Genomic DNA, 24,600 nt, shown 5'->3' with positions numbered 1-24,600 from the left:
CGTCACCCGGATCAGACCTTGGCGGCCTTGGTGAAGTCGTAGCCGCCGCGCACGGCGCGCTCGTTATTCGCCTCGTCCTTGAGGAACTGGTTGAATTCCACCGACGAGAAATTGAGCGTGATGTTCTCGGTCGGCTCGCCGCCCTGGCCGCTGCCGGACGTGGAGAAAGATGAGCAGATCACGTTCTTCAGCACATATTCGATGTACTTCGTCTCACCCGTCTCGGACGCCTGTACCGTCACCGCCAACGTGGCAGTGTCGGTGTTCTTGCCCTGCAATGCCTGGAGCATGAACGGGGTCGTCGTGTCGTCCTGCCGCTTGACGAGGTGCAGGTCGCCCGGTGTCACCTTACCGGCCGACAGACGGTTGCCCGCCGCGCCGACGGTGGTCTGCACCGCGACCGAAAAGCCCCAGTTATAGGCGTCGATCTCGATCCAGCCCTTGTACGGACCGGCAGTCACCGCGCCCTGCAGCGAACCAAGCTTCATATAAATCGGCATAACTAATCTCCTAGGGGGGTGGTGGGTAATTTAGCCGAAGCATCAACGTGCTACATGATTATGAACTGTTCAACCCATCTTTAAAGGTTAACGCGATACTTCCGGTGGTATCGACGCCCAGTTCGATGCGGTCGCAGACGGTGCCGTCGCCCCGCGCCGCCAGGATACGCGCGGCGAGATCGGGGGCGATCGTGCCCTGGATCACCGCCTCCACGTTCCGCGCGCCGCTTTGCGTTTCGGTGCACAGCGCGGCGATCGCATCGACCGCCGCCTCGTCCCACGTCAGGGTGGCGCCGAAACTATCCGCCACCCGCCGCCCCAGCCGACCCAGCGCCAGTCCGACGATCTCGCGCAGCACGTCGGGCGTCAGCGGCAGATAGGGTACGATGGTGGTGCGGCCCAGAAACGCCGGGCGGAAATGGGCAAGCAGGTCCGGGCGCAACGCCGCCACCAGCCCGGCGGAATCGGGCATCGTGTCGGGATCGGCGGCCAGCTTCTCCAACGTGTCCGACCCCGCATTCGACGTCATGATGATCATCGCGTTGCGAAAATCGATCTCGCGACCCTGCCCGTCCTTCACCCGGCCGGCGTCGAACATCTGGTAAAAGATGTCCTGCACGCCGGGATGCGCCTTCTCCATCTCGTCGAGCAGGATCAACGAGAAGGGCTTGCGGCGCACCGCCTCGGTCAGCACCCCGCCCTCGCCGAACCCGACATAGCCCGGCGGCGCGCCGAGGAGCATTGATACCTTATGCTCCTCCTTGAACTCACTCATGTTGATGACGGTCATGTTCTGCGCGCCACCGAAGAAAGTGTCGGCCAGCGCCACCGCCGTCTCGGTCTTGCCGACGCCCGACAGGCCGACCAGCAGAAACACGCCGGTGGGCTTGCGCGGATCGGCCAGGCCGGCGCGCGACACCCGCACCGACCGCGCGATCGCGGCCAGCGCCTGATCCTGCCCGCGAATCCGTTCCGCCAGCACCGTTTCCAGTTCCATCGCGTTGCGCAGTTCGTCCGTCATCATCCGGCCGACCGGGATGCCGGTCCACTGCGCCACCACCTCGGCGATGGCATGGGCGTCGACCATGTCGAACACCATCGGCCGCTCGCCCGCCAGCGCGGCCAGCGCGGCGCGGTGGGTGGCGATCGAAGCGCGCAATTCGCCGGCCGCCTCGTCGCCATCGGCGGCGTCCAGCGCGGCGCGATCCGCCTGCATCGCCTGCACCAGCTCGCGTTCCCGCGCCCAGCGTGCCTCCAGCGCGGCACGCTCGTCGGCGACGGCGGCGATCTCGGCGTCCAGCGCCGCGATCCGCTCGCCATGATCCGCACCGCCCGTCGTTTCGCGCAGCACGATGCCGTGTTCGACCGCCAGCGCGGTGCCGCGCCGCGTCGCGCTCTCGATCGCCGCCGGGATCGCCGCCTGGCTCATCGCCACCCGGGCGCACGCGGTATCGAGCAGGCTGATCGACTTGTCGGGTAGTTGGCGCCCGAAGATATAGCGATGCGACAGCCCGACCGAGGCGGTCACCGCCTCGTCGAGGATGCGGACGCCGTGATGCTTCTCCAGCGTCGCAGTCAGCCCGCGCATCATCTCGACCGCCGCCGCCTCGTCCGGCTCCTCGACCTTGACGACCTGGAAGCGGCGGCTGAGCGCGGCATCCTTCTCGAAATATTTCTTGTACTCGGCCCAGGTCGTCGCCGCGATCGAGCGCAGTTCGCCGCGCGCCAGCGCCGGTTTCAGCAAGTTGGCGGCATCTCCCTGCCCTTCCGCCCCGCCGGCACCGACCAGACTGTGTGCCTCGTCGATGAACATCACCAGCGGCTGCGGCGACGCCTTGGCCTCCTCGATCACCTGCTTCAGCCGGTTTTCGAACTCGCCGCGCACCCCCGCGCCTGCCTGCAACAGACCGAGATCGAGCGACAGCAAGCGCACGTTCTGCAAGGCCGGCGGCACATCGCCCGCCACGATGCGTAGCGCAAACCCCTCGACCACCGCGGTCTTGCCCACGCCGGCCTCGCCGGTCAGTATCGGGTTGTTCTGGCGACGACGGGTCAGGATATCAGCGAGCTGCCGGATTTCGGTGTCGCGACCGATCACGGGATCGATCCCGCCATCGCGCGCCCGCTGGGTCAGATCGATGCAATAGGTATCCAGCGCCTTGCCGGACTGAGCCATCGGCGCCGCGCCAACGCCTTCTGGTTCCGCAGACGCGGCAGGACCATCTGGATGCCCTGCGCCTGTGATCATAAGCAGGTTCGCCGCCAGCGCATCCACCGGGACACGCTTGAGTTCGCTGGCCGCTTCGCGCAACGCCGGTCCGGTGTCGCGATCTGCGAGCAGAGTCAGCAGAATGTCGCCGCCACCGACCCGCTCTGCCTGCCGCTCGATCGATGCGTCCAGCCATGCTTCACGCGCGATCCGTACCAAGCGAGGGGACAAGGCCGGGGGGCGGCCATTACCGCTTTTAAACTGGTCGATCAGCCCGTTCAGCTTGGTCGCCACCCGCCCGGCATCGACATTGAAATGACCGAAGATCGCGGCAACCTCGCCATCAGGCTGTTCCGACAGCTTCAATAGCCAATGCTCGGGCTCTATATCGTAGTGGGTGCGCGACAGTGTGATTGCGGCAGCACCCTCCAAGGCATCACGCGCCTGGGGTGACAAGCGTTGGATCAGTGCCTTGAGGTTCAATTCGGCACCATCGTATGCCGATCGCGAGCATAGGCCACATCTTTCCCCCCGAAACCTGTCGAGCCGAACACTTCAACAGACATTTGGTGCCATCAAATTCGCATCATCGGCATTCTTGTCGGTTCGTACCAAGTCTGGATTTTCGCCCCGGACCCATTAACCCATTGCACAAGCGCCTAATTCGCATCGCAACCCAGGCAGCGCGTCGAAAGAACGATCACATTTTCAATTTCCATAAGAGGAGGTTGCATGGGGTCACTATTCGAGGATCCTCGTCATCCATATCACGGCAGGAGCAGTTTTTAGGAATGAACGTCAGCAGGCCCACGGCACAGGCGATGCTCGATCAGAACAGGCCGAGACAGTATACAAAAAGATACAGTTCAATCTGCTGGCTTGCGAAGCGGAGTAGCAGACGAAAGCGGCTTCGTCGCCCTGCACGCTCCGTTCGCACAAGAAGACGCGCGAATTACGGGCCTGCCCCCACAGCTGCTGCTCGAGCACCGAACGGTGCCGGTCTGCGACCAGCGATTTAGTACCGACGTCTCGGTCTGCGGTCCGGTAGCGGTGACGGCTGCAGGACTTCGCCGGCGGTAGATACGGCCGGCTGCAACCGGACCGCGGGCGAGCTGGGGCAATGGTCAGGTGCAGGGGCTCGCCGGATCGGGATCGGGAACGGGACAGGGGAAAAACCCCTTGTTGCCGATATCGGCTATCGTCCCGGCGCGTGGATCGCCGGGGATGCGCCACTGGCCATTCGTCTTGAAGGCGGCTGCGTCGGCCTGATGCGCGCCGTCGAGCAGGCGAACCATGAAGGGGAACGCACGGCGGATCGCTGGATCGCGAGTCCAGCCAGGCGCGTCGATGATATCGTAGCTGTAGCGCATCCGCTCCCCGCCGGCGCCGTCGCTCTCGGTGCGCACCCGTGGTCGACCGTCGTCGCCAGATAGCGGTTCGCGCTCGATCAGGCCGGCGGCCACCAGCGCCTCTATGCTGGGGGATGTCATCAGGTCTTCGCTGAATTCGAGCGGCCCCGAGGCGGCGACGAGCGTGGCGCAGGCGCGCACGCCATCCACCTGCCGGGCGAGCTGGGAGCGGGGTGCATCGCCACCGGCCGCCGGCCCGCCCGCATCGGCGGAGCAGCCGGCGGACAACAGGGCCACGAGCGCTGGAAACGCTACGGCAAGGCGCGCATTCAAGACTTGAGCCCAGCGCGACCATCGGGGAGAGATGCTTGGAGAGCGTTTCCAGCACGTCCTGCGCTTTGCGAAGCTCGCCCGCTGTGAGCGTCGGATCCTTGCCGAACCAGCCACCCTTGTCATAGAAAGGGCGCTTCAGCACGATCTTGCATAACTCGTCGACCCGGTTCTCCACGTCGCTACCGGGCCGGTCGATACCGATCGATTGCGACTGACCGATCACGCCGATGCCGACCTTGGGCATGGCTGCCGACACGAGCAGCTCGATCCGCTCCTTGTCGTTCGACTTCTGCGCTTCGAACGTCTAGTTATACGTCTTACAGGCGGCGTTATAGGCTCGTATATAGGGGTTGGCTACGTTGGCCTGCCGGAGATCGATCCAAGCCAATACTTTGAGGCGAAACTCATCGCCCCTTCTCGTCATATGTCCGTCCTATGTATCGAGCCCAGCGGCGCACGGTATCATCATGATGATCGTCTCGCCTAATGTACGAAATTCTGGACGTATCCGTGAATCAATCCCGCCCCTAATCACCAAGCCGCGCTGCACGCTGGTTGAGTGATATGCGCATTGGTCCCTTGGGTGTAGTCCCCGTGACCATGGCCTGGCCTGTTAAGCCCGACTGGTCATAGCTACCTACCCTGATGACGCGGATGGGCCCCCCCGTTTTTGCGGGCAACTAAGCATCTGTTTATATCTGCCCTCAGCAACCAGTTGGCTATCAATATGGCATCCGGCCTTCGGATCGGGTGCGATCAGCGCGGTCACGCCCTGCCCCACGGACAGGCGTTTGAGTTCGGTCTTCGACTTGCCCTGCATCATCCGGGCAACGAAGCCCGGTAGTCCCGGCACCGACATCTCCACCGTCGTGGAGGTGATACCCCACCGGCCAGGTGGCAGCGCCTGATCGGCGGCCAGCGCGGCGGTGGGAAGAAGGACAAGCATGGCAGCTGAAAATCTAAGCATGGTCACCATGTAAGGCGCGCGCATCCCGGAACCACCAGTCGTGCATGATCTCGGCACACCAGAACAGGGCCCTATCCTGCGCCTTGTGTCACCCCGCCTAGTCGTCAGTTCGATCAGTATGAGGCTGGCCGACCGGCTTGGCGTCTCCGCCGGCCGGTCGGCATCGAACGGTAGGAAAATCGCCCTATTTCAGAAAGCGATCGAACCACGCCACCGATCGTCGCCTGACATCGGCGGCATGGTCGCGATCGCGGATGGAGTGCCCCTCGTCGGCGTAGATGACGAGGCTGGTCGGCACACCAAGTTCCTTCAGCGCGTGCCAATACTCGATCGATTGGGTCGGCGGCACTTCGATGTCACGCTCGCCGACGTAGATGAACGTGGGCGTCTTAGCCTGCCTGATAAAGGTGATCGCCGACACGCGGGCGTAAGCCTCGGGATCGTCATACATGGAGCGGCCAAAGAACGGGATCATCCACTGATCGATGCCGTTGGTGCCATAGTAGCTGATCCAGTTGGACAGTCCTGCCCCCGCCACGATCGCCTTGAACCGAGTGGTCTGGGTGTTCGCCCACATCGACATGAACCCGCCGTAACTGCCACCGGTCAGGCCAAGGCGCGCATCATCGATTGGCGCCACCTTCTCGACCGCGTCGATCCCGGCCAAGATGTCGCGCAGGTCGCCGCCGCCGAAGTCGCGCCGGTTGGCGGCGGTGAACGCTTCGCCTTGGCCATAGCTGCCACGCGGGTTGGGCAGGAACACCCAGTATCCCGCCGCCAGCAACGCGCCCGGTCCGCTTTCACGCGTGACGTAGTTGGGCGTCGATGCCGACGCGGGACCACCGTGGACGATCGTCACCATCGGCGCCTTGGCCGCTGGCTTCTCCCCAGTCACCGGCGCAAGCAACCAGCCCTGGACGTCGAGGCCGTCGCTCTTCCAGCTGACGCTGCGAGCGACCGCATTGGCCGGGGCGACATCATTATCCCGTGTAATCTGCCGGGCCTGGCCAAGCGGACCGGCATAGAGCGCCGGCGCATGGGCAAAATCCTGCAACGCGGTCGCCATCGTCCGGCCATCGGCGCTAATCGCCACCCGGCCGTCGCCGGCAGCGAAGCTGGCCGGGCGGCTCCAGCGCACGGTCGCCTTGCCATTCGCAGCAAGCCCGACCACCTGCGCCGCGTCACCGGCGAGCCGCGTCGCCACCATCCCTGTGCGTGGCCAGGCGAGCGAAGTGACCGTCGCCTTGGCCCCGGCAGTAAGGTTGACTGGCTCGCCACCGGCCAGCGGCACCGTCCACACGTCGCCACCGATCGAACCAAAATCGCTCATCAGGCCGCCGATGTAGGCGACGGTCCGTCCATCCGGAGACACGCGTGGCATGTTGATCTGGGTCTTGGGGCTGGCGATCTGGCGGACAGCCCCCGTCTCCGCATCGATGGCGTCGAGCGTTGCCACCCACCAGTTGTTGTCGCCGTTGCCGAGCGCGCTGGTCGCGACGAGCGCCCGCCCGTCGGGTGCCCAGTCATATTCGTAGATGTAGCGTTGCGCCGGGGAAAGCGCGCGGATCGCGCCGGTGGCGAGTTCGATGACGGCGATCCGTTGTTCGTCGCTCTTCTCGCCGATTTCACCGACCTGGCGAACGCCCGCCTGCGCCGCACCCGCCTCCTTGGCCGCATCGTAGGTGGCGAGCAGGGCCAGCCGGCGACCGTCGGGCGAGAAGCGCAGCGTCTGGGCGATGCCGTCGAGCCCGGCGACCTGCCGCTCGCCCGCATCGTCTGCCAGCATCACCGACACACGTCCCTTGTCACGCGCCAGGAAGGCGAGCCGACCGTCGGCGGCGAAGGTGGGTGAACCGTAGGTGCAGGTGCGGCACGGATCGATCCTGCGAACAATGCCGCCGTCACGCACGCGCCGCACGACCACCGCCGCATGGTCCGCCGCGACATTTTCGATCGCCACGATCCGGTCACCCCTGGGGGCGATCTGGACTGCGGCAAATTGGTGGATGGGTCCGGTCTGCGCCGCGACCGCCGCCGGTGCCGCGGCAATCAGCAGCGCGATCGTCGCCCGCATCACTTCGACGCCGTTGCGGTCGCCGTCAGCCCGCGATCCTCCAGCATGGGCTCGATATCCGGGTCCTTGCCATAGAAGGCACGGAACATCGGTCCGTAATCCTCGGTATGGCCCTTCGACAGGATCATGTCGCGGAAGCGCTGGCCATTCGCCCGCGTCAGCCCGCCATGGGCCATGAACCACGCATATGCGTCGTTGTCGAGCATCTGCGTCCAGAGATACGCGTAATAGCCTGCGGCATAGCCACCCGCCCAGATGTGCGCGAAATAGCTGGTCCGGTAGCGCGGCGGCACATCCTTGGTATCGAGACCTATGCCGGCGAGTTTCGCCGCCTCGAACGCATCGACATCGGCCGGCGTCGATCCCGCCGGCAGCGCGTGCCATTCCTGATCAAGCGTCGCCGCGGCCACCAGTTCGCCTAGTTCGTAGCCCTGATTGAACTTCGCCGCGTTCTTGATCTTGGCGACCAGCGTGGCGGGCATCGGTGCGCCGCTGCGATAGTCCTTGGCGTAGTTGGCCAATATCTTCGGATCGAGCGCCCAATGCTCGTTGAATTGCGATGGGAACTCCACCCAGTCCCGCGCGGTGTTGGTGCCGGAGACCAGCGGATAGGTCTGGTTCGCGAATAGCCCGTGCAATGCGTGGCCGAACTCGTGGAACATCGTCGTGACGTCATCGAACGTGATGAGCGCGGGCTGGCCGGGTGCCGGCTTGGTGAAGTTGGCGACGTTGTACACCACCGGCTTGGTGCCGAGCAGCCTGGACTGGCCGACGAAGTTCGACATCCAGGCGCCGCCGGCCTTGTTGTCGCGCTTCCAGTAATCGAAATACATCAGCCCCAGTTCGGACCCGTCCTTGTCGTACACGGTGAACACGCGCACGTCGGGCTGATAGACGGGGATGTCGCGACGTTCCTTGAAGGTGACCCCGTAGAGCTGTCCTGCTGCAAAGAAGACGCCGTCGGTCAGCACGCGGCTGATCTCGAAATATGGTTTCAGCTCGTTCTGATCGAGGTCGTACTTGGCCTTGCGGACCTTCTCCGAATTATAATCCCAGTCAGCGGGCGTCAGTGGATAGGATGTGCCGCTGGCATCGATCGTCCGCTGCAACTCAGCCGCCTCGCGCCGCTGCTCGGCGGCAGTCGCGGGGACCAGCTGCGCCATGAAGCGCTTGGCCGCCTCGGGCGTCTTCGCCATCTGATCATAGAGCGAATAGGCGGCGTAGTTGGGATAGCCGAGCAGCTTCGCCTTTTCCGCGCGCAGCCGCGCGATCCTGACGATCAGCGCCCGGGTATCGTTGGCGTCCCCCTGTTCGGCGCGGGTCCAAGCCTTGGCGAACAACGCCGCGCGCGTCTGCCGATCAGTGAGCGAGCCGAGCGCCGGCTGCTGCGTCGTGTTCTGGAGCGACAGCACATATTTACCGGGCATTCCGCGATCCTTGGCACCCTCTGCTGCCGCGGCAATCTCCGCGTCACTGAGTCCTGCAAGCTTTGCCTTATCATCGACGACCAGGGCCGCAGCCTTGGTCGCGGCGAGCAACTGCTGCTGGAAGGCAGTAGTTGCTGAGGAAATTTCGGTGTTCAGTGCGCGCAGCTTGGTCTTGTCGGCATCGCCCAACTGGGCGCCGGCGTGCAGGAAATCGCTGTGATACAGTTCCAGAACCTGCAGCTGCTCGGACGTCAGGCCCAGTTTGTCACGCTGCTTATAAAGCGTGTCGACCCGCGCGAAGAGCTGTGGGTCGAGGTAGATGGCGTCGTCGTGCTGCGCCATCTTCGGCGCCATCGCGGAACGCGTCTTGTCGAGCGTATCGTTGGTGTTCGCCTGTGCGACGCCGAAGAATGCTTGGGTGGCGCGATCAAGCGTGCGACCGGAGCGCTCCATCGCCTCGATCGTGTTCTGGAAGGTAGGTGTCGAACGCTGAACCCGGATAGCCCGCATCTCTACGATCTGTTCGGCCATGCCCCGCTCCAGTGCGGGCTGATAGTCGGCATCCGTTATCTGATCGAAGCGTGGTGCCTGAAAAGGTAGCGTGCTCGGCACGGTCAGCGGATTGGCACGACCGGGCGTCGGTGTCGCGTTGCCAAAGCCTGCCCGGGTCGGCACGGTCTGGGCATTCGCGCCAGCCGCGAGCAGGCCGAGCATGGCGGCGGAGTAGAGCCAGGGTGAACGGATCATTCTAAAGGCCTTCGAAGCAGGATCGATGCGGCCTTCTGCTCCCGTCACACCGCCGATACAATGTCTCGCTGATGTTGCTGGGGGAATGTTCTACAGGATGCAAGCAGGCGATTCACTCTCCTCCATCGCTGCGAAGATGCTCCACGACGAACGTCGATGGGGTGAGATCGCCCGGTTGAATTCGCTCATCACGCTAGGCCACTTGCTGGTCGGCCAGCTCCTGTGCATGCCTACCCAGGCAGCTCGCAATCCGCCTCCTGCCCCAATCACCTCGCCAACCCGCCCCGCTTGGGTTCCAGCCAATTTCCATCTATTCGTCTCGGCAGACGAGGTGAACCCGCTGCCGAGTACCTTGCATGATGTCGATGAGATCGTCGCCGACCCTCAGCGGAGCCAGGCAAAGAGTAAGGATTCGGCTGCCAGCGCGCAGATACAGGAGATCGTCGGCAAAGTGCGCGCCGATAAGGAGGTCCTGCTGAAGGGGCACATCCCGGCGTCGGCAGTGAAGGGCCCCCTCGCGATAGGTATGACCCGCGGACTACAGGGCGTCCAGATCATCGGCTTCGCCCTGACCGCCGCCCATATGACGCATGCTGCCCGTAAAAGTCACGACCAGCATAGCGTGAAACCGCTCGCCGCGGAAACTATCCGGCAGGCCGGAGGCTGGGCGTCAGCTTGGGCGGGAATGAAGATCGGTGCGGCAGGCGACGCGCTGGTGGGCATCGAGACCGGGCCAGGCGCTGCAGTCACTGGTGCGATCGGGAGCATCGCCGGAGGATTGGCAGGCTACTATGGTTTCGACTGGATCGCCGATCACATCGACAGGAATTGGCCGTGTCCAAGCTCCCTCCCCCGTGAATCGCATTCCATGATCTCGCCACTAACGATCCCCCCACTCAAGGCGCGGAGGAGGCATACATCGATCTCGATTGGTTACCGTTCTGGACGTCGCTGGATGACGCAGGTCAAGCGGCTTACCTTGATTGTTGGCAGGCCACCGCCGAGTGGCGGGACGTGATCCAGGAGCGGTACGGGTAAGAGGATTTCGACGTAGAGGAAGATGCCCGCGAGAGTGCCGCTTGGCGCCGCGAACACGGTCCGTCCGAAGCGCAATGACTGCGGCCACACCGAACGCACCATAAAGGCTGATGATCGGGTTCGGTCTCCGCCATGGACGACGACGTCTTGGTGTCGGTCTGCCGTTGATACGTAAGTGTCAAGGAAATCACCACGCTGCTCACCTCTGCCAAAGGTGGCGTCCCGGCAGCGGTGCGGCAGGTGGCTGCCATGCCGAACCGGGCAATCCTCGTTCGGTTGCTGCTCAATCAGGCGACCCGCGCGGAGAAAGCCGGCTACGGCCGACGGGCGCTGTTGCTCTACAGCCGAATGACGTCGATCGCGCCGGACTATATGCATCCCTGGTGGGAGCGCGCCCGGGTGGAGCTTGTCGACAACGACGTCGCGGCCGCCCGCGCCAGCTTTACTGCGATGCTGGAGATTACACGCGAACCTGCCTTGCGGGAACGGGTTAACAGCACCTTGGACGCGCTTTTCGCGCGATAGGGTCATACCAAGTCGCCATCATCCGACTTTGCTCGTCAGCCGCCCGACGCGTCCAAGATTATCAAGGGGGATATGAAAGGGGCGCGATGAGATCAACCCATCGCGCCCTATTTCCACTTTTCACAACCTGCTGATTTAGCAGGAGGAAAATGGTGCGCCCGGAACGATTCGAACGTCCGACCCTCAGATTCGTAGTCTGATGCTCTATCCAGCTGAGCTACGGGCGCCCGGTGGAAGCGCGCTATTAACAGGGTTCTCGGAGGGCGCAAGTGCGTTGCGTCGAAAAAATGCAGGTCGTAGGGCTGATCCATGCAGAAAATCGTCCTGATCGCCTCGATTGCGCTGTCCGCCCCCATCACGCTGGCTGCCTGTTCGCGGGATACCAATGCTTATCCTTCGCTGGCACAGCGACCTGCGGAGACACGCGGATTCGCCGAACCGGAGGCGCCCGCCCCTGAGCCGATCAGGGCCGACCCTGCCCTCGACACCGCGATTGCCGATCTGAGCAAGCGACTGGCCGCGATAAAGGCAAGCTTCGATCGCGATGCCGGGCAGACAGAACGGGCGGCGGCGGCGGCACGGGGGCGGGCGGTGGGCAGCGATGCCTGGCTGACCGCACAGACCGTACTGGCGGCACTCGACGACTGGCGGGCGCAGGCATCGTCACTGGCGAGCGATGCGGGTGAACTGGCCAGCGCGCGAGCGGCGACGCTGGCACCCGCCTATCCGGCGCTGAACGATCTGCAGGCAGCACTGACGGCAGAAGTGGCACGGCAGGATGCCACGATCGATCGTATTCAGGCGGCATTGCCCGCCGCCTGATCGGTCAGAACCCTTTTAGCAGCGGCAGCGTCGTCGCGTAATCGTCGGTCCACGCCGTCATGCCCGGCCGCACCCGCAGCGGTCGCCAGCCCGCCTCTTCCGCGGTCAGCGCCGTCAGGACCGCTTTGTCTCGCGAAAGTGCTACCCATACCGAAGAAGACGCCTCCGGATCGAGCGTCGACGGACGATAATCGAATTGCGCCGCATGCCAGCCGCCGTCACGCGCCACCGCCGCGACGACGGGTTCGAGATCGAGGAACCGGTTCGAGATATGGACGAGTAATAGTCCACGCGGGCCAAGTACGCGGGCATAGGTGACGAACGCTTCTCGCGTCATCAGGTGCATGGGCACCGAATCCGAGGAAAAGGCATCGAGCGCGAGCAGGTCGAGGTCGCCGGTCGCTTCCCGGTGCAGGCTGAGCCGGGCATCGCCCATGCGGATCACCGGATCAGGCAGGCACCGGCGCAGATAGGTGAACTGGCCCGTGTCGCGGGCTAATCGCACCACCGCAGGATCGATCTCGTAGAAGCGCCACGCCTGCCCCGGTCGTGCGTAACAGGACAGCGTTCCCGTCCCCAGCCCGACCACGCCGACCCGTGCTTCCGCACCATAGAGCCGGGGCAATGCCGCCATCGCCTGCCCTATCCCGGAACCACGTACATAATAGGTGGTCGGCATCCGCTCACGGTCGGGGCTGCCGCGCAACTGGATGCCGTGAACGGTGGTGCCGTGATCGAGTGCGCGCAGGCGATCGCCGTCGCGGATCGTATAGACGCCGAAATAACTGCGGGTACGGGCGCCCGGTTCGGCGGAAAGGATCAGCGAGCGATAGCCACCGAACAGGATCAGCGCGCTCGCCAGCACCGCCAGATAAGCCCATCGCGCCCCGATCGCGACGAAGCCGGTGGCGGCGATGACCAGGAACGACAATCCCTGCATCCCGCTACCGCCCGGTCCCTCGGCGCTGCCGAAGCCGATCGCGAAAAGAGCCGCGAGTGCCACGATCACGCCACCGAACACGAAAGGACGGCGGCGGCCCATCCACCAGTTGCGGAACAGCGCCAGCAGATGGGTTTGCGGCACCAATGCCCCCGCCGCCAGGATCAGCAGCGGGTATTCATAGGTCCAGTCGAACACTACCGGTGCGACCAGTCCGGCGAACACCCCGCCCAGCGCGCCGCCCGCCGACATGGCGAGATAGAAGCCGGTCAGCCGATCGGGGGCGGGGCGCCGCCGGTACATGGTGGTATGCAACGCCACCGACACCACGAACAGCAGCGCCAGCGCCACGCCGAGATTGAACCATGGTCGCTGCTGGTAGCCGCCCATGATGACGCCGCCGAACAGCAGGATCGTGATCGGCGCCATCCGCGTGATGAAATCGGCCATCTCGCGACGCTCGGCAAAGGCCACGGTGAAGCTCAGGAGATAGAGGCCGAGCGGCAGAACCCACAGCAACGGCATCGCGACGATGTCGGTCGTGATGTAGGTGGAGGTCGCCAGCATCAGCCCGGACGGGACGAGCGCCAGCATCATCCAGTACCGGACGAGGCGGCGTGCCGGCGTGGCACTGGCGACAGGCTCGGCCACCGGCATCGGCACGGTCCTGGCACGCGGCAGCATCGCCACACAGGCGATCACCAGGGCGATCAGCAGCACATAGCCGCCACTCCACAGCCAGCTTTGCGCGTGGACGGGCAGCAACGGCTCGACCAGCAATGGATAGGCGATCAGCCCGGCGAAACTGCCGAGATTGGATGCGGCATAAAGCGCATACGGGTCCTGCCCGCCGCTTGCGAGGCTGAACCAGCGCTGCACCAGCGGCGCCTGCGCCGATACCGCGAAGAACAGCGGTCCGATCGATCCCAACAACAGCCACGGCACCCAGATGGCGGGAGAGACGGTGACGGGCGGCTCCATCGCCATCAGCCCGATCGGCAACCACAGACACGCCAGCGCCAGCACGCCGAGATGGATCATCCCCTGCGCCAGTGGCCGTACCCGACCCAACCAGTGGGCGTAGGCATAGCCGCCGAGCAGCAGCGCCTGATAGACCAGCATCGCGGAATTCCACACCGCCGGCGCCCCCCCCAATCGGGGAAGCGCCATGCGGGCAACCAGCGGCTGGACCAGGAACAGCAGGAACGATCCGGTCAGGATCGTCGCGACGAACAGTCCCCGGCGGGCGCTTCCCGCCCGCCCGTCCCCGCCGATGCCGGCCTCAGGCATCGGCAACGCGACGCTCGACCGCGTGGGTGATGATCCGGTGGAGCGGATGCCCCGCCGGGAAATCGGGATGCTCGAAATCCAGATCGGGCCGGCGGATCATGCCCAGCCGGATCATCAGTCCCCATGAGGCGGTGTTGGCCCGCACCGTCCATCCCTCGATCCGCTCGCAACGCGTATTCGCCCAGCCCCAGGCCAAGCTCGCTTCCGCGGCCTCGCGGGCATAGCCCTGCCCCCACATCGATCGGGCCAGCCGCCAGCCAATCTCCAGTTCGCCATGCGCGCCCCCCATCCTGAGGCCGCAGAAACCCAGAAAGCGCCGGTCGCTGCGTCGCTCCAGAGCCCAGAAACAATGGCCGCGTTCGTCTTGCAACGCCGCCTGCCCGTCCATCCAGTCGGCAACGGCGGCACGACTGCGCGCGCCATCGAGATGGCGCATCACTTCCGGGTCGGCGCACAGCGCGGCCAGCGGGTCGAGATCGGCGGCCCGCCACGGTCGCAGCGTCAGCCGCGCGGTTTCGATCATGCGCCCAGCAACCGGGCAGCGTGTGCGGCATGATAGGTGAGGACACCCGAGCAACCGGCCCGCTTGAACGCCATCAGCGTTTCCAGCACCAGCGGATCGCGCTCGCCTGCGCCCACCGCCACCGCCGCCTCGATCATCGCATACTCACCGGACACCTGATAGGCGAACACCGGCACCTCGAACCGCCGCTTCACCGTCGCGACGATGTCGAGATAGGGCAGCCCCGGCTTCACCATGATGCTGTCCGCCCCCTCTGCCAGATCGAGCGCGACCTCGCGCAGCGCCTCCTCGGCATTGGCGGGATCCATCTGATAGGTCTTCTTGTCGCCCTTCAGCAGCCCGCGCGTGCCGACCGCGTCGCGGAACGGCCCGTAATAGGCCGATGCGTATTTCGCGGCATAGCTCATGATCTGGACGTTGGTATGGCCGCCGCTTTCCAGCGCGCCACGGATCAGACCGATGCGGCCGTCCATCATGTCCGACGGGGCGACGATGTCCGCGCCGGCCGCCGCCTGCACCAGCGCCTGCCCGACCAACTGCTCTGCGGTCGCATCGTTGACGACATAACCGGCGGCATCGACCAATCCGTCATGACCATGCGTGGTATAGGGGTCGAGGGCCACGTCGGTCAGCACGCCGACCTCCGGCACCGCATCCTTCAGGGCTCGCACCGCGCGGCACATCAGGTTGTCGGGGTTCAGCGCCTCGCGCCCGTCGTCGCTGCGCAGATGCGCGGGCGTGTAGGGGAACAGCGCGATGCAGGGGATGCCCAGATCGCGCGCCTCCCGCCCACGCGCCACAATACCGTCCAGCGACCAACGCGACACGCCGGGCAGACTGGCGACGGGTTCCTCCACCCCCTGCCCCTCGACGACGAACAGCGGCCAGATCAGGTCGGCGGGGGTCAGCACGGTTTCGGCGTGGAGCCGGCGGCTCCAGGCGGTGGCGCGGCTGCGCCGGGGGCGGATCGCGGGATAGGTGGACATGCCATGGTCCTTGCGGGATCGTGCCCGGTCCCGCAAGCGTTAGGGCGACGGTTACGGGAGTGTACCGAATGCGCGAGATCAAGTCGGCGGCGATGGTCATCAATGCCAAATCGCGTAAGGGGCAGAAGCTGTACAAGCGTGCCTGCGCGGCGATGAAGGGGCTTCCCTACGAAGTGGATGCCCGCGCGATCGAGGATCCAAAGCAGCTGGAAGCGGCGGTCCGCGACGTGCTGTCTGCGAAACCCGACCTCGTCATCCTCGGCGGCGGCGACGGGACGATCAGCGGACTGGTCGATCTGCTCGTCGGGCATGACGTGGTGCTGGGGGTATTGCCGCTGGGCACCGCCAACAGTTTTGCCCGTACGCTGGGTATCCCCCTGACTGTTGAGGGCGCGGTAGAGGTGATCCGGGCGGGGCACCGGCGTCGAATCGATCTGGGCATGATCGATGGTGATTATTTCGCCAATTGCGCCGCGATCGGGATCAGCCCGCAGATCGCGGAGACGGTGCCGCACGGTTTGAAGAAAGTGCTGGGCATGGTCGGCTATCTCGGCTGGGCGAGTTACCAGTTCGGGCGATTCAAGCCGTTCACGCTGCATGTCGATGACGGCACGACGAAGCGGAAGCTGCGGGTGGTCGAGGTCCGCATTTCCAATGGCCCCTATCATGGCGGCACCTGGCTGGTCGACGAGGCGGCGGTCGATTCGGGCGAGATCGTGGTGCAGGCGGTACGGGGGCACTACAAGCGCAAGCTGGCATACAACTGGGCGGCGAGTTTCTTCGGCCTGAAGGAACGCCATCACGACACGATCAGTTTTTCGGGGCGCAAGGTGACGGTGGATACCGATCCGCCGATGCCGATCTCGATCGATGGCGAGGTGCTGGCGAAAACCCCGGTCACCGCACGGGTGGCTGCGGCGGTGATCGAAGTGATGGCACCGCCGCCGCCTCAGGTCGTCGACCCAACCGGGACCGCTTCGTCGGGCTGAGGCACGCCGAGCGCGCCCCGCCGCCAGGGGCCATAGCGATAATAGAGCGTGGCCCCCACCAGCGTCGCGAGCGATCCAGCCGGAAAGCTCCACCACAGGGCATCGGCGCCCAGGGCGGGGCGCAGCCACAAGGACAGGCCGAGACGGATCGGAAACATCGCGACGAACAGGATCAGCAGCGGCCCCCACACCGCGCCGTTGGCGCGAACCGTTCCGAACAGCACCATCGTCACGCCGAACAGGATGAAGCTCCAGCTGGCGATCATGCTGATCCGCTGACCGATCGGGATCGCCGGACTGTCAGGCGCCAGGAACAGGCCGAGCGTGGTCCGATCGAACCACAGCACCGCCACCACCAGCACCCCGGTCAGCGCGATGTTGTAGAGGATGCCGATCCGCGTCACCTGCCCTACCCGGTCCCACCGGTCGGCGCCGATATTCTGCGCCGCCATCGCGCTGACCGCCGCCCCGATCGCCAGCGCCGGCATCTGGATATAACCCCATAGTTGCAACGTGATCCCGTAGGCCGCCGTGGTCGCCACCCCTTCGCGGTTGACGAGGCCGACCATCGCAAGGCCGGCCAGCGAGATGACCAGCATCTGTGCACCGATCGGCAACCCCTTGGCGAGGATCGTCTTCACCAGTGCCCGTTGCGGGCGAAGATAGGCGAGTTCCGCTCCGCGCAGCCGGATCGGCAGATCGCGCAGATTGATCCAGACGACCAGTGCCACGATCGAGACCGTGCCGGAAATCAGCGTGGCGAACGCCGATCCGGCGATACCCATCCGCGGAAACGGCCCCACGCCCAGAATCAGCAGCGGGTTGAGCCCCGCATCAAGGATCACGCCGAGGATCATGAACCACAGGGGCGTCATCGCATCGCCGGTGCCGCGCAGCCCCATCATCACCAGCACCAGCATCATCGACGCGGGCAGCCCTAGAAAGATGACGCGCAGATAATCCTCCGCCAGCGGCAATGCCTGTGGCGGCGTGGCAAGCAATATGAGGATGTCGTGGGTCGTCGCCCACCCCACCAGTGCCGCCACGACCGAGGCGGCCAGCACCAGCCCGATCGCGGAACCGAACGCGCGCCGCGCGCCCTCCACGTCGCGGCGGCCCCAGCTCTGCCCGATCAGAATCGTCGCCGCCATGCCGAACCCGAACACGGCGCCGAACATCAGGAACATTATAATGTTGGCATTGGACGTGGCGGCCAGCGCATCCTCGCCCAGGAAACGCCCCACCCAGATGGCGTTGATCGAGCCGTTGAGTGACTGGAGCACGTTCGACCCCAGCGTCGGCAGCGCGAACGCCATCAATGTGGGGCCGATCGGGCCGGTGGTGAGATCACGTCGAGGATTCGTCACCGTGCCGCTCCTGTTGGGATGGCCGCTATGCCCGATTGAGGCGGCCTGGAACATACCCCGTCACCCCTGCCCGTGCGGGGATGACGAACGTTCAGCCCAACCGGCCCAACGCCGCGTGCAGCCGGGCGGCTTCCGCCATCTTGTCGGCATGATCGGCCCGCGCCTTCTCTACGGCCTCGGGCTTCGCCCGCTCGACGAAGCTGGCGTTGGACAGACGCCCGCCCAGCGCGTCGCGCTCCTTTTCGGTGGCGGCGATCGCCTTGGCCAGCCGCGCGCGCTCGGCATCGAGATCGATCACGCCTGCCAGCGGCAGGACGAAGGTCGCCTCGTCCACCACCACCTGCGCCGCGCCACCGCTTGCACCGCCTTCCGCCAGATCGACCCGCGCCAGTCGGGCAAGCACCGGCTGCTGCCGGGCCAGCCGGGCTGTCGTTTCCTCGCCGGCATCGCGGACATGAAGAGGCAGGCGGGCGCCCGGCGGTACGTTCAGTTCGGTACGCGCCGCCCGGATTTCCGAAACGAGACGGATCAGCCAGTCGACCTCTTTGCTCGCTTCCGGATTCAGCGCACGCGCATCGGGCATCGGCCACTGCCCAACGATCAGGTCGTGCGTTCGCGGCGCCAGACCGTGCCACAGTTCCTCGGTGATGAACGGCATGAACGGGTGAAGCAGCATGAGGATCTGGTCGAGCGTCCAGCCGGCGACCGCACGCGTCTCGTCATCGATCCGGCCCCGTTCGTCCGCGGTCGACACCGCCCCCTCGACCCTGTTCGAGACCGGCTTGATGAGTTCGAGATACCAGTCGCAGAACCGGCTCCAGACGAACTGGTAGATCGCATTCGCGGCGGCATCGAACCGGTATTCGGCCAGCGCGAGATCGACCGCCTGCACCGTCGCCACGCATTCGGCGATGATCCACTGGTTCACCGCCTGGGTGGCGACAGGCGGTTCCAGCGAGGACGAACCGCCGATGCCATATCCTTGAGCGAAGCGGCAGGCGTTCCACAGCTTGGTCGCGAAGTTGCGATAGCCCTCGACCCGCTTCTCATCCATCTTGATGTCGCGGCCCTGGCTTTCCATCGCCGCCATGAAGAAGCGCAGCGCATCGGCGCCGTATTTGTCGATCAACCCCAGCGGATCGACGGTATTGCCCTTCGACTTCGACATCTTCGCACCATCCGCCGCCCGGACGAGGCCATGAAGATACAGCGTCTTGAAGGGCACATCGCCCATGAACTCGATGCCCTGCATCATCATCCGGGCATTCCAGAAGAACAGGATGTCGAATCCCGAGATCAACACGTCATTGGGATAGCGGTGGCCAAGCGTCGGGTCGCCATTCTCCGGCCAGCCCAGCGTCGCGAATGGCCAGAGCGCGGAGGAAAACCAGGTATCCAGCACGTCGGGATCGCGGGTCAGGACGACGCCCTCCCCCGCTTCCGCCTGCGCCTCGGCTTCGGTTTCGGCGACGAAAATGCGGCCATCGTCGGCGAACCATGCCGGGATCTGGTGCCCCCACCATAGCTGGCGCGATACGCACCAAGGCTGGATGTTCTCCATCCAGTTAAAGAAGGTCTTCTCCCACGTCTTCGGCACCAGCCGGATCGCGCCGCTGCGCACCGCTTCGATCGCGGGGGCGGCCAGCGTCTTGGCATCGACATACCATTGGTCGGTCAGCCAGGGCTCGATCACCACGCCGGACCGGTCGCCATACGGCGTCTGGATTACCCGATCCTCGACCCGTTCCAGTACCCCGGCCTCGTCCAGCATCGCAATGATGCGGGTCCGCGCCTCGAACCGGTCAAGCCCGATCAGATTGGCGGGCACGCCGCCGCAATCGACGATCCGCGCCTTGGCATCCAGCATGTTGAGCATGTCGCGCGCTTCGATCCCGGCGCGACGGCCGACCTCGAAGTCGTTGAAGTCATGCCCCGGCGTGATCTTTACCGCGCCCGACCCCAGTGCCGGATCGGCATGGTCGTCGGCGACGATCGGGATCAGCCGGCCGGTGATCGGCAGGCGCACCTGCGCTCCGATCAGCGCGGTGTAGCGTTCGTCCGCCGGGTTCACCGCCACCGCCATGTCGGCCAGCATCGTCTCTGGCCGGGTCGTCGCGACCGAGATCGTGCCGCTGCCGTCCGCCAGCGGGTAGGTCAGGTGCCAGAACTTGCCCTGCACCTCGCGCGTCTCGACCTCCAGGTCGCTGATCGCCGTGCCCAGCCCGGCATCCCAGTTCACCAGCCGCTTGTCGCGGTAGAGCAGGCCCCGCCGGTGCAGTTCGACGAACACCTTGATAACTGCCGCCGAAAAACCCTCGTCCATCGTGAAGCGTTCGTTGGACCAGTCCATCGAACAGCCCAGCCGGCGCAACTGCCGGGTAATCTGTCCCCCCGACTCCGCCTTCCACGCCCACACCTTGTCGATAAACACTTCGCGGCCCAGTTCGGTGCGCTTCACGCCCTCCTTCGCCAGATTGCGCTCGACCACCATCTGCGTGGCGATCCCGGCATGGTCGGTGCCGACCACCCACATCGCATCCTTGCCCTTCAACCGGGCATGACGGGTCAGGATATCCTGCAACGTGTTGTCGAGCGCGTGGCCGATATGCAGGCTGCCCGTCACATTGGGTGGCGGGTTGACGATCGTCCATGGCTCTGCCCCCGGCCGGTCGGGACGGAACAGGCCGTTCGCCTCCCAGTGCGCGTACCAGTGGCGTTCGATGGCGGCGGGGTCGAAGGTCTTGGGAAGCTCGGTCATACGCGAACCCTTAGCCGCGCTGCCCCCGTTTCGTCACCCCTTCAGGGTTGACGTGTCCACTGGTCCATCCAGCCCAGCACCTCGCCATACCATTGCCGCGAGTTCTTCAGCTTCATCACCCAGTGATTCTCGTTGGGAAATACCAGCAGGCGAGACGCCACGTCGCGGCGTTGTAGCGCCGTGAACGCCGCCAGCCCCTGCGTATAGGGGATACGGAAATCCTTCTCGCTGGTGATGACCAGCATCGGCGTCTTCCACCGGTCGACGAGGTTCACCGGATTCCATTTCTCGAACGCCTGTGGGTCCTGATAGTAGGTCTTGCCGCCATGTTCCCACTCGTCGAACCACAGCTCCTCGGTTTCGTAAGCCATCGCGCGCGCATCGAACACGCCGTCATGCTGGACGATGCACTTGAACCGGTCGGGCCACATTCCCTCGATCCAGTTCATCATATAGCCACCATATGACGCACCGAGCGCACAGGCACGGTCGGCATCCAGCCAGTCATGCTTCGCGATTGCGGCGGCGAGCCCCTTTTGCAGGTCCTCCAGTGGCCAGCCGCCCCAATTGTTGCGGATCGCATCGGTGAAACCCTGCCCGTATCCGGTCGATCCGTGGAAATCGACCGCGACCAGACCGTGTCCCGCCCCTGCGAAGACGGCGGGATTCCAGCGATAGGACCAGCTGTTGTTGCTCGACCCCTGCGGCCCGCCATGCACCATGTACGCGATCGGCACCTTGCCGCTGCGGCCCGCCGGGCGCACGACATAGCCATGGACGATGTCGTTATTGGCACCGGTGAACGAAAAGCGTGACACGGTCGGCATATCGATGCCCGCCAGCTTCGCGGCATTCACGTTGGTCAGCCGGTCGGCCCGCCCGGGACGGGTGACCCGGTAGTAATCGTCCGGCGCGGTCAGGCTGTTCAGGGCGATAATCGCGCCTTTCGGCAATATCGCGACCGCGCTGACATGCCCCTCACCGGTCAGCCGCGTCACCCGGCCGCCGGCGGCATCGACCCGGAACAGCGGCGTTTCCTGAACATCGTCGGCGGTGACGTACAGCGACCGGCCGTCGGGCGCCCAGGCGATCGATGCGATCGACCGGTCCCACCCTTCGGTCACCGCGCGCACCTGCCCCGTGGCGAGGTCGCGGATCATCAACACCTGTCGATCCGCTTCGTAGCCGGGACGTTTCATCGCGACATAGGCGAGGCGACTTCCATCCGGCGATACTGCGGGCAGCGTGTCGGTCGCGTCGTTCGCCTCGGTCAGGTTGACCGGCGCACCCGATCCATCGGCCGACGCCGCAAAGATATCGAGATTGGTCGAGGTCGCCTCGATCCGCCCCGCTTCCCGCAGCGCGAAATAGACGGTGCGGCTGTCAGGGCTCCATGCCACCTCTTCAGCCCCGCCGAATGGCTTGGACGGCGTATCCCCGACCAGCGTACCGCCGATCGCGACACCATCGCCGATCGCGCTCTGCGCCGTCAGCGGCAGGACGAACAGTTGCGACCGGGTGCCATCCGCCCATGTGTCCCAATGGCGGACGAACAACTGGTCATAGGTGCGGCCGCTGCCCGCACCGGCGGCTTTTTTCGCCACCGCCGGTGCCAGGCTGGGTGCCCCCGGCCGGCGATTCGCCCAGATCACCAGGCGACTGGCGTCGGGCGATACCCTGAACCCGTTGAACCCGCCGCCGAATGCAGTGATCGCCCGTGGCGCGCCACCGGTCACCGGTACTGCCCATACGGCGCCGTCACCGCCACCCTTGTTGGAGGTGAAATACACCGTGTCGCCGACGATCTGCGGATCGTTCTCGTCGACATCGGGTTCGGCGACCAGTTTTTCCGGCGCGGCGCCCCGTCTGGTCAGGTCGAGCCGCCAGAGGTCGTAGCGTCCCCGGTCCTGCGCCAGATCGGTTTCGCGCTGCGCCCAGACCAGCCAGTGCCCGTCCCTCGAGGCGACCGGCGCGCCGATCCGCGACAGCATCGTCACGTCGTCGATCGTCAACTGGCGGGCGGCGGCGGGGCTCGCGGCAAGGGCCGCCCCGATCAGGAAAAGATGCTTCATGACGGATAGTGCTAGAACAGCCGCGGGCCGGATCAAAGCCCCCGACCAATCCCGTACGCCGGTCAAACGATCAGGTGCGCGCGCCGGGCTTGTCGAGCACCTGCCGGATACGTTCGTTCAGTTCGGCCCGGCGATAGGGCTTGCGGATCAGTTCGTAGGACCGCGCACCCTCGTCGATCGCCTCGTCGGCGAAACCGGTGGTCAGCAGCACCGCGGTATGGGGGTAATCGCGCTTGATCGCATTGGCCAGCGCGACGCCGTTCATGCCGCCCGGCATCAGGATATCGGTGAACAGCAGCTGATAATCCCGGTCGGCCTGCATCGCATCCAGCGCGGCCCGTCCACTGCTGCACAGCGTCACGTCATAGCCCAGATCACGCAGCATCTCGCGTCCCAGTTCGCCGACCTCAGGCTGATCCTCCACCATCAGCACCCGCTCGCGTCCGCCGGCATCGCGCGCAGGCGACGCCGTGGGCCGCGATGCGACGGAGCCACTGGCGCGTGGGAAGTAGAGCGAAAATATCGCCCCGCTATTCTCGCCGTTGCGCGCGGTCGCAAGTCCACCGGACTGGCGCATGAAGCCATATACCATCGCAAGGCCCAACCCGGTGCCCTTGCCCACTTCCTTGGTCGTGAAGAACGGATCGAAGACCTTGTCGAGAACGGCGGCATCCATGCCCGGCCCGTCATCCGTCACCGTCACCACGACATATTCACCCGCATCCAGCCGAGGCGGAATATCCGCCTCGTCCCCCGGCAGCACGGCGTTGCGGGTCGTCAGCGTAATCGTGCCGGTGCCCCCCGCCGCGTCGCGTGCGTTGCCGATGATGTTGAGCAGCGCCATTTCCGCCTGCACCGGATCGATGCGACAATTCCACAGATTGTCGTCGAGCTGCCGGCGGACGGTGGCGCCCTCCCCCGCCGTGCGATCGATGATCGGCCGGAAATCCCCAATCAGCGAGTTGAAGTTGAGCAGCCGATCCCGCAACTCCTGCTTGCGCGCGAAGGCCAGCAGTTGCTGGGTCAGCATCGCACCGCGATTGGCGGAGGTGGCGATCGCCTCCACCGCACGTCTCGCAGAGCGATCATCCGGGGCGACGCGCGCTTCCAGAATATCGACATAACCCAGGATGACCTGCAACAGATTGTTGAAATCATGGGCGATGCCGCCGGTCAGCTTGCCGACCGCCTCCATCTTCTGTGCCTCGTGCAGTGCCTCCTCGGCCTCGCGACGGCGGGAGATGTCGAGCTGCGATGCGAAGAAATACAGAAGATTGCCGGCCTGATCGAGGACGGGCGACACGAACAGCGCGTTCCAGAACGTCGATCCGTTCTTGCGATAGTTCAGAACTTCGACCGCCACCTCTTCCCGCTTTTCGACCGCGGCGCGAACCTGCGCGATCATTTCGCGGTCGGTTTCCGGACCTTGCAGGAATCGACAATTGCTGCCGAGGATCTCATGCTCGGCATAGCCGGTCATGAACGTGAAGGCGTCGTTGCAGAAGATGATCGGATTGTCAGGCTGATGCGGATCGGTGACGATCATCGGCATCCGCGTGGTCTTCACCGCCGCGAAGAAGATATCGCTCGGTGCATCGTGCGGAGGACGGACATCGTTGATCCGCGACGGCGCCGTGGTACCGGCCTCGAATTCGGCGGTCGGTGTAACATGATCGTTCATGCC

General features: G+C 65.1%; 17 protein-coding genes and 1 tRNA gene. 4 read left to right on the top strand and 14 right to left on the bottom strand.

From position 1 onward, the window contains the following. Nucleotides 1-11: 11 nt before the first annotated feature. The 6 genes from ABD719_RS11620 to ABD719_RS11595 form a co-directional block, all read right to left on the bottom strand. On the bottom strand, nt 12-500 hold the full coding sequence (locus ABD719_RS11620) for an Hcp family type VI secretion system effector (RefSeq protein WP_192127451.1): 489 nt from the start codon (nt 498-500) through the stop codon (nt 12-14). A 58-nt stretch (nt 501-558) separates the two neighbouring features. Continuing rightward, nucleotides 559-3,192 carry a type VI secretion system ATPase TssH gene (tssH, locus tag ABD719_RS11615; protein ID WP_344693537.1) on the bottom strand — a complete coding sequence of 878 codons (2,634 nt, stop codon included), beginning with the start codon at nt 3,190-3,192 and terminating at the stop codon, nt 559-561. Nucleotides 3,193-3,833: 641 nt separating this feature from the next. Then, the gene (locus ABD719_RS11610; protein WP_344693536.1) at nt 3,834-4,355 is read right to left on the bottom strand and encodes a hypothetical protein; all 522 of its coding nucleotides are present in this window, start codon (nt 4,353-4,355) and stop codon (nt 3,834-3,836) included. 673 nt (nt 4,356-5,028) lie between these two features. Then, nucleotides 5,029-5,367 carry a hypothetical protein gene (locus ABD719_RS11605; RefSeq protein WP_344693535.1) on the bottom strand — a complete coding sequence of 113 codons (339 nt, stop codon included), beginning with the start codon at nt 5,365-5,367 and terminating at the stop codon, nt 5,029-5,031. A gap of 175 nt (nt 5,368-5,542) precedes the next feature. After that, on the bottom strand, nt 5,543-7,432 hold the full coding sequence (locus tag ABD719_RS11600) for a S9 family peptidase (RefSeq protein WP_344693534.1): 1,890 nt from the start codon (nt 7,430-7,432) through the stop codon (nt 5,543-5,545). After that, nucleotides 7,432-9,606 (bottom strand): M3 family metallopeptidase, encoded by a 2,175-nt coding sequence (locus tag ABD719_RS11595; protein WP_344693533.1) that lies wholly within the window; start codon nt 9,604-9,606, stop codon nt 7,432-7,434. Before ABD719_RS11595 ends, ABD719_RS11600 begins: the two co-directional genes overlap by 1 nt. A gap of 97 nt (nt 9,607-9,703) precedes the next feature. On the opposite strand from ABD719_RS11595, the gene ABD719_RS11590 reads away from it, so the two are divergent. Both ABD719_RS11590 and ABD719_RS11585 read left to right on the top strand, forming a co-directional pair. Continuing rightward, the gene (locus ABD719_RS11590) at nt 9,704-10,624 is read left to right on the top strand and encodes a LysM peptidoglycan-binding domain-containing protein (protein WP_344693532.1); all 921 of its coding nucleotides are present in this window, start codon (nt 9,704-9,706) and stop codon (nt 10,622-10,624) included. A 269-nt stretch (nt 10,625-10,893) separates the two neighbouring features. Further along, nucleotides 10,894-11,169 carry a SirB1 family protein gene (locus tag ABD719_RS11585; protein ID WP_344693531.1) on the top strand — a complete coding sequence of 92 codons (276 nt, stop codon included), beginning with the start codon at nt 10,894-10,896 and terminating at the stop codon, nt 11,167-11,169. A gap of 150 nt (nt 11,170-11,319) precedes the next feature. Here ABD719_RS11585 and ABD719_RS11580 read toward each other — a convergent pair. Beyond that, nucleotides 11,320-11,396 (bottom strand) — tRNA-Arg (locus ABD719_RS11580). 82 nt (nt 11,397-11,478) lie between these two features. Here ABD719_RS11580 and ABD719_RS11575 point away from each other — a divergent pair. After that, nucleotides 11,479-11,991 carry a hypothetical protein gene (locus tag ABD719_RS11575; RefSeq protein ID WP_344693530.1) on the top strand — a complete coding sequence of 171 codons (513 nt, stop codon included), beginning with the start codon at nt 11,479-11,481 and terminating at the stop codon, nt 11,989-11,991. Nucleotides 11,992-11,995: 4 nt separating this feature from the next. Here ABD719_RS11575 and ABD719_RS11570 read toward each other — a convergent pair whose 3' ends face one another. The 3 genes from ABD719_RS11570 to hemB are packed head-to-tail and all read right to left on the bottom strand — an operon-like array spanning nt 11,996 to nt 15,730. Then, complete coding sequence (locus ABD719_RS11570; RefSeq protein WP_344693529.1) at nt 11,996-14,221, bottom strand: spermidine synthase; 2,226 nt, start codon at nt 14,219-14,221, stop codon at nt 11,996-11,998. Further along, entirely contained in the window at nt 14,214-14,744 is a 531-nt protein-coding gene (locus ABD719_RS11565) for a GNAT family N-acetyltransferase (protein ID WP_344693528.1), read from the bottom strand. Before ABD719_RS11565 ends, ABD719_RS11570 begins: the two co-directional genes overlap by 8 nt. Beyond that, entirely contained in the window at nt 14,741-15,730 is a 990-nt protein-coding gene (gene hemB / locus ABD719_RS11560; protein ID WP_344693527.1) for a porphobilinogen synthase, read from the bottom strand. Before hemB ends, ABD719_RS11565 begins: the two co-directional genes overlap by 4 nt. A 68-nt stretch (nt 15,731-15,798) precedes the next feature. Here hemB and ABD719_RS11555 point away from each other — a divergent pair, with 68 nt between their 5' ends. Next, on the top strand, nt 15,799-16,719 hold the full coding sequence (locus ABD719_RS11555; RefSeq protein ID WP_344693526.1) for a diacylglycerol/lipid kinase family protein: 921 nt from the start codon (nt 15,799-15,801) through the stop codon (nt 16,717-16,719). Here ABD719_RS11555 and ABD719_RS11550 read toward each other — a convergent pair. The 4 genes from ABD719_RS11550 to ABD719_RS11535 all read right to left on the bottom strand — a co-directional run bounded on the left by ABD719_RS11550 (nt 16,680) and on the right by ABD719_RS11535 (nt 24,597). Beyond that, complete coding sequence (locus ABD719_RS11550; protein WP_344693525.1) at nt 16,680-18,086, bottom strand: MATE family efflux transporter; 1,407 nt, start codon at nt 18,084-18,086, stop codon at nt 16,680-16,682. The genes ABD719_RS11555 and ABD719_RS11550 overlap by 40 nt on opposite strands. Nucleotides 18,087-18,177: 91 nt before the next feature. Beyond that, entirely contained in the window at nt 18,178-20,844 is a 2,667-nt protein-coding gene (locus tag ABD719_RS11545; protein WP_344693524.1) for a valine--tRNA ligase, read from the bottom strand. A 41-nt stretch (nt 20,845-20,885) separates the two neighbouring features. Beyond that, nucleotides 20,886-22,916: a S9 family peptidase gene (locus ABD719_RS11540; protein WP_344693523.1), complete on the bottom strand. Its 2,031-nt coding sequence runs from the start codon at nt 22,914-22,916 to the stop codon at nt 20,886-20,888. A 70-nt stretch (nt 22,917-22,986) separates the two neighbouring features. Continuing rightward, nucleotides 22,987-24,597, bottom strand: a complete 1,611-nt coding sequence (locus tag ABD719_RS11535; RefSeq protein ID WP_344693521.1) for a histidine kinase famiy protein — start codon at nt 24,595-24,597, stop codon at nt 22,987-22,989. Nucleotides 24,598-24,600 lie beyond the last annotated feature (3 nt).

The sequence above is a fragment of the Sphingomonas cynarae genome, assembly GCF_039537815.1.
GTDB classification, from domain to species: Bacteria; Pseudomonadota; Alphaproteobacteria; order Sphingomonadales; family Sphingomonadaceae; genus Sphingomonas; species Sphingomonas cynarae.
Note: the sequence above shows the minus strand (reverse complement) of the source record. Positions and strands in the feature narration are given on the sequence as shown.

What these genes read in the sequence shown, in the direction of transcription:
- ABD719_RS11620 (WP_192127451.1), bottom strand. Translation starts at nt 500, where the DNA reads ATGCCGATTTATATGAAGCTTGGTTCGCTGCAGGGCGCGGTGACTGCC.
- ABD719_RS11605 (WP_344693535.1), bottom strand. Translation starts at nt 5,367, where the DNA reads ATGGTGACCATGCTTAGATTTTCAGCTGCCATGCTTGTCCTTCTTCCC.
- ABD719_RS11600 (WP_344693534.1), bottom strand. Translation starts at nt 7,432, where the DNA reads ATGCGGGCGACGATCGCGCTGCTGATTGCCGCGGCACCGGCGGCGGTC.
- ABD719_RS11595 (WP_344693533.1), bottom strand. Translation starts at nt 9,606, where the DNA reads ATGATCCGTTCACCCTGGCTCTACTCCGCCGCCATGCTCGGCCTGCTC.
- ABD719_RS11590 (WP_344693532.1), top strand. Translation starts at nt 9,704, where the DNA reads ATGCAAGCAGGCGATTCACTCTCCTCCATCGCTGCGAAGATGCTCCAC.
- ABD719_RS11585 (WP_344693531.1), top strand. Translation starts at nt 10,894, where the DNA reads ATGCCGAACCGGGCAATCCTCGTTCGGTTGCTGCTCAATCAGGCGACC.
- ABD719_RS11575 (WP_344693530.1), top strand. Translation starts at nt 11,479, where the DNA reads ATGCAGAAAATCGTCCTGATCGCCTCGATTGCGCTGTCCGCCCCCATC.
- ABD719_RS11570 (WP_344693529.1), bottom strand. Translation starts at nt 14,221, where the DNA reads ATGCCTGAGGCCGGCATCGGCGGGGACGGGCGGGCGGGAAGCGCCCGC.
- ABD719_RS11565 (WP_344693528.1), bottom strand. Translation starts at nt 14,744, where the DNA reads ATGATCGAAACCGCGCGGCTGACGCTGCGACCGTGGCGGGCCGCCGAT.
- hemB (WP_344693527.1), bottom strand. Translation starts at nt 15,730, where the DNA reads ATGTCCACCTATCCCGCGATCCGCCCCCGGCGCAGCCGCGCCACCGCC.
- ABD719_RS11555 (WP_344693526.1), top strand. Translation starts at nt 15,799, where the DNA reads ATGCGCGAGATCAAGTCGGCGGCGATGGTCATCAATGCCAAATCGCGT.
- ABD719_RS11545 (WP_344693524.1), bottom strand. Translation starts at nt 20,844, where the DNA reads ATGACCGAGCTTCCCAAGACCTTCGACCCCGCCGCCATCGAACGCCAC.
- ABD719_RS11540 (WP_344693523.1), bottom strand. Translation starts at nt 22,916, where the DNA reads ATGAAGCATCTTTTCCTGATCGGGGCGGCCCTTGCCGCGAGCCCCGCC.
- ABD719_RS11535 (WP_344693521.1), bottom strand. Translation starts at nt 24,597, where the DNA reads ATGAACGATCATGTTACACCGACCGCCGAATTCGAGGCCGGTACCACG.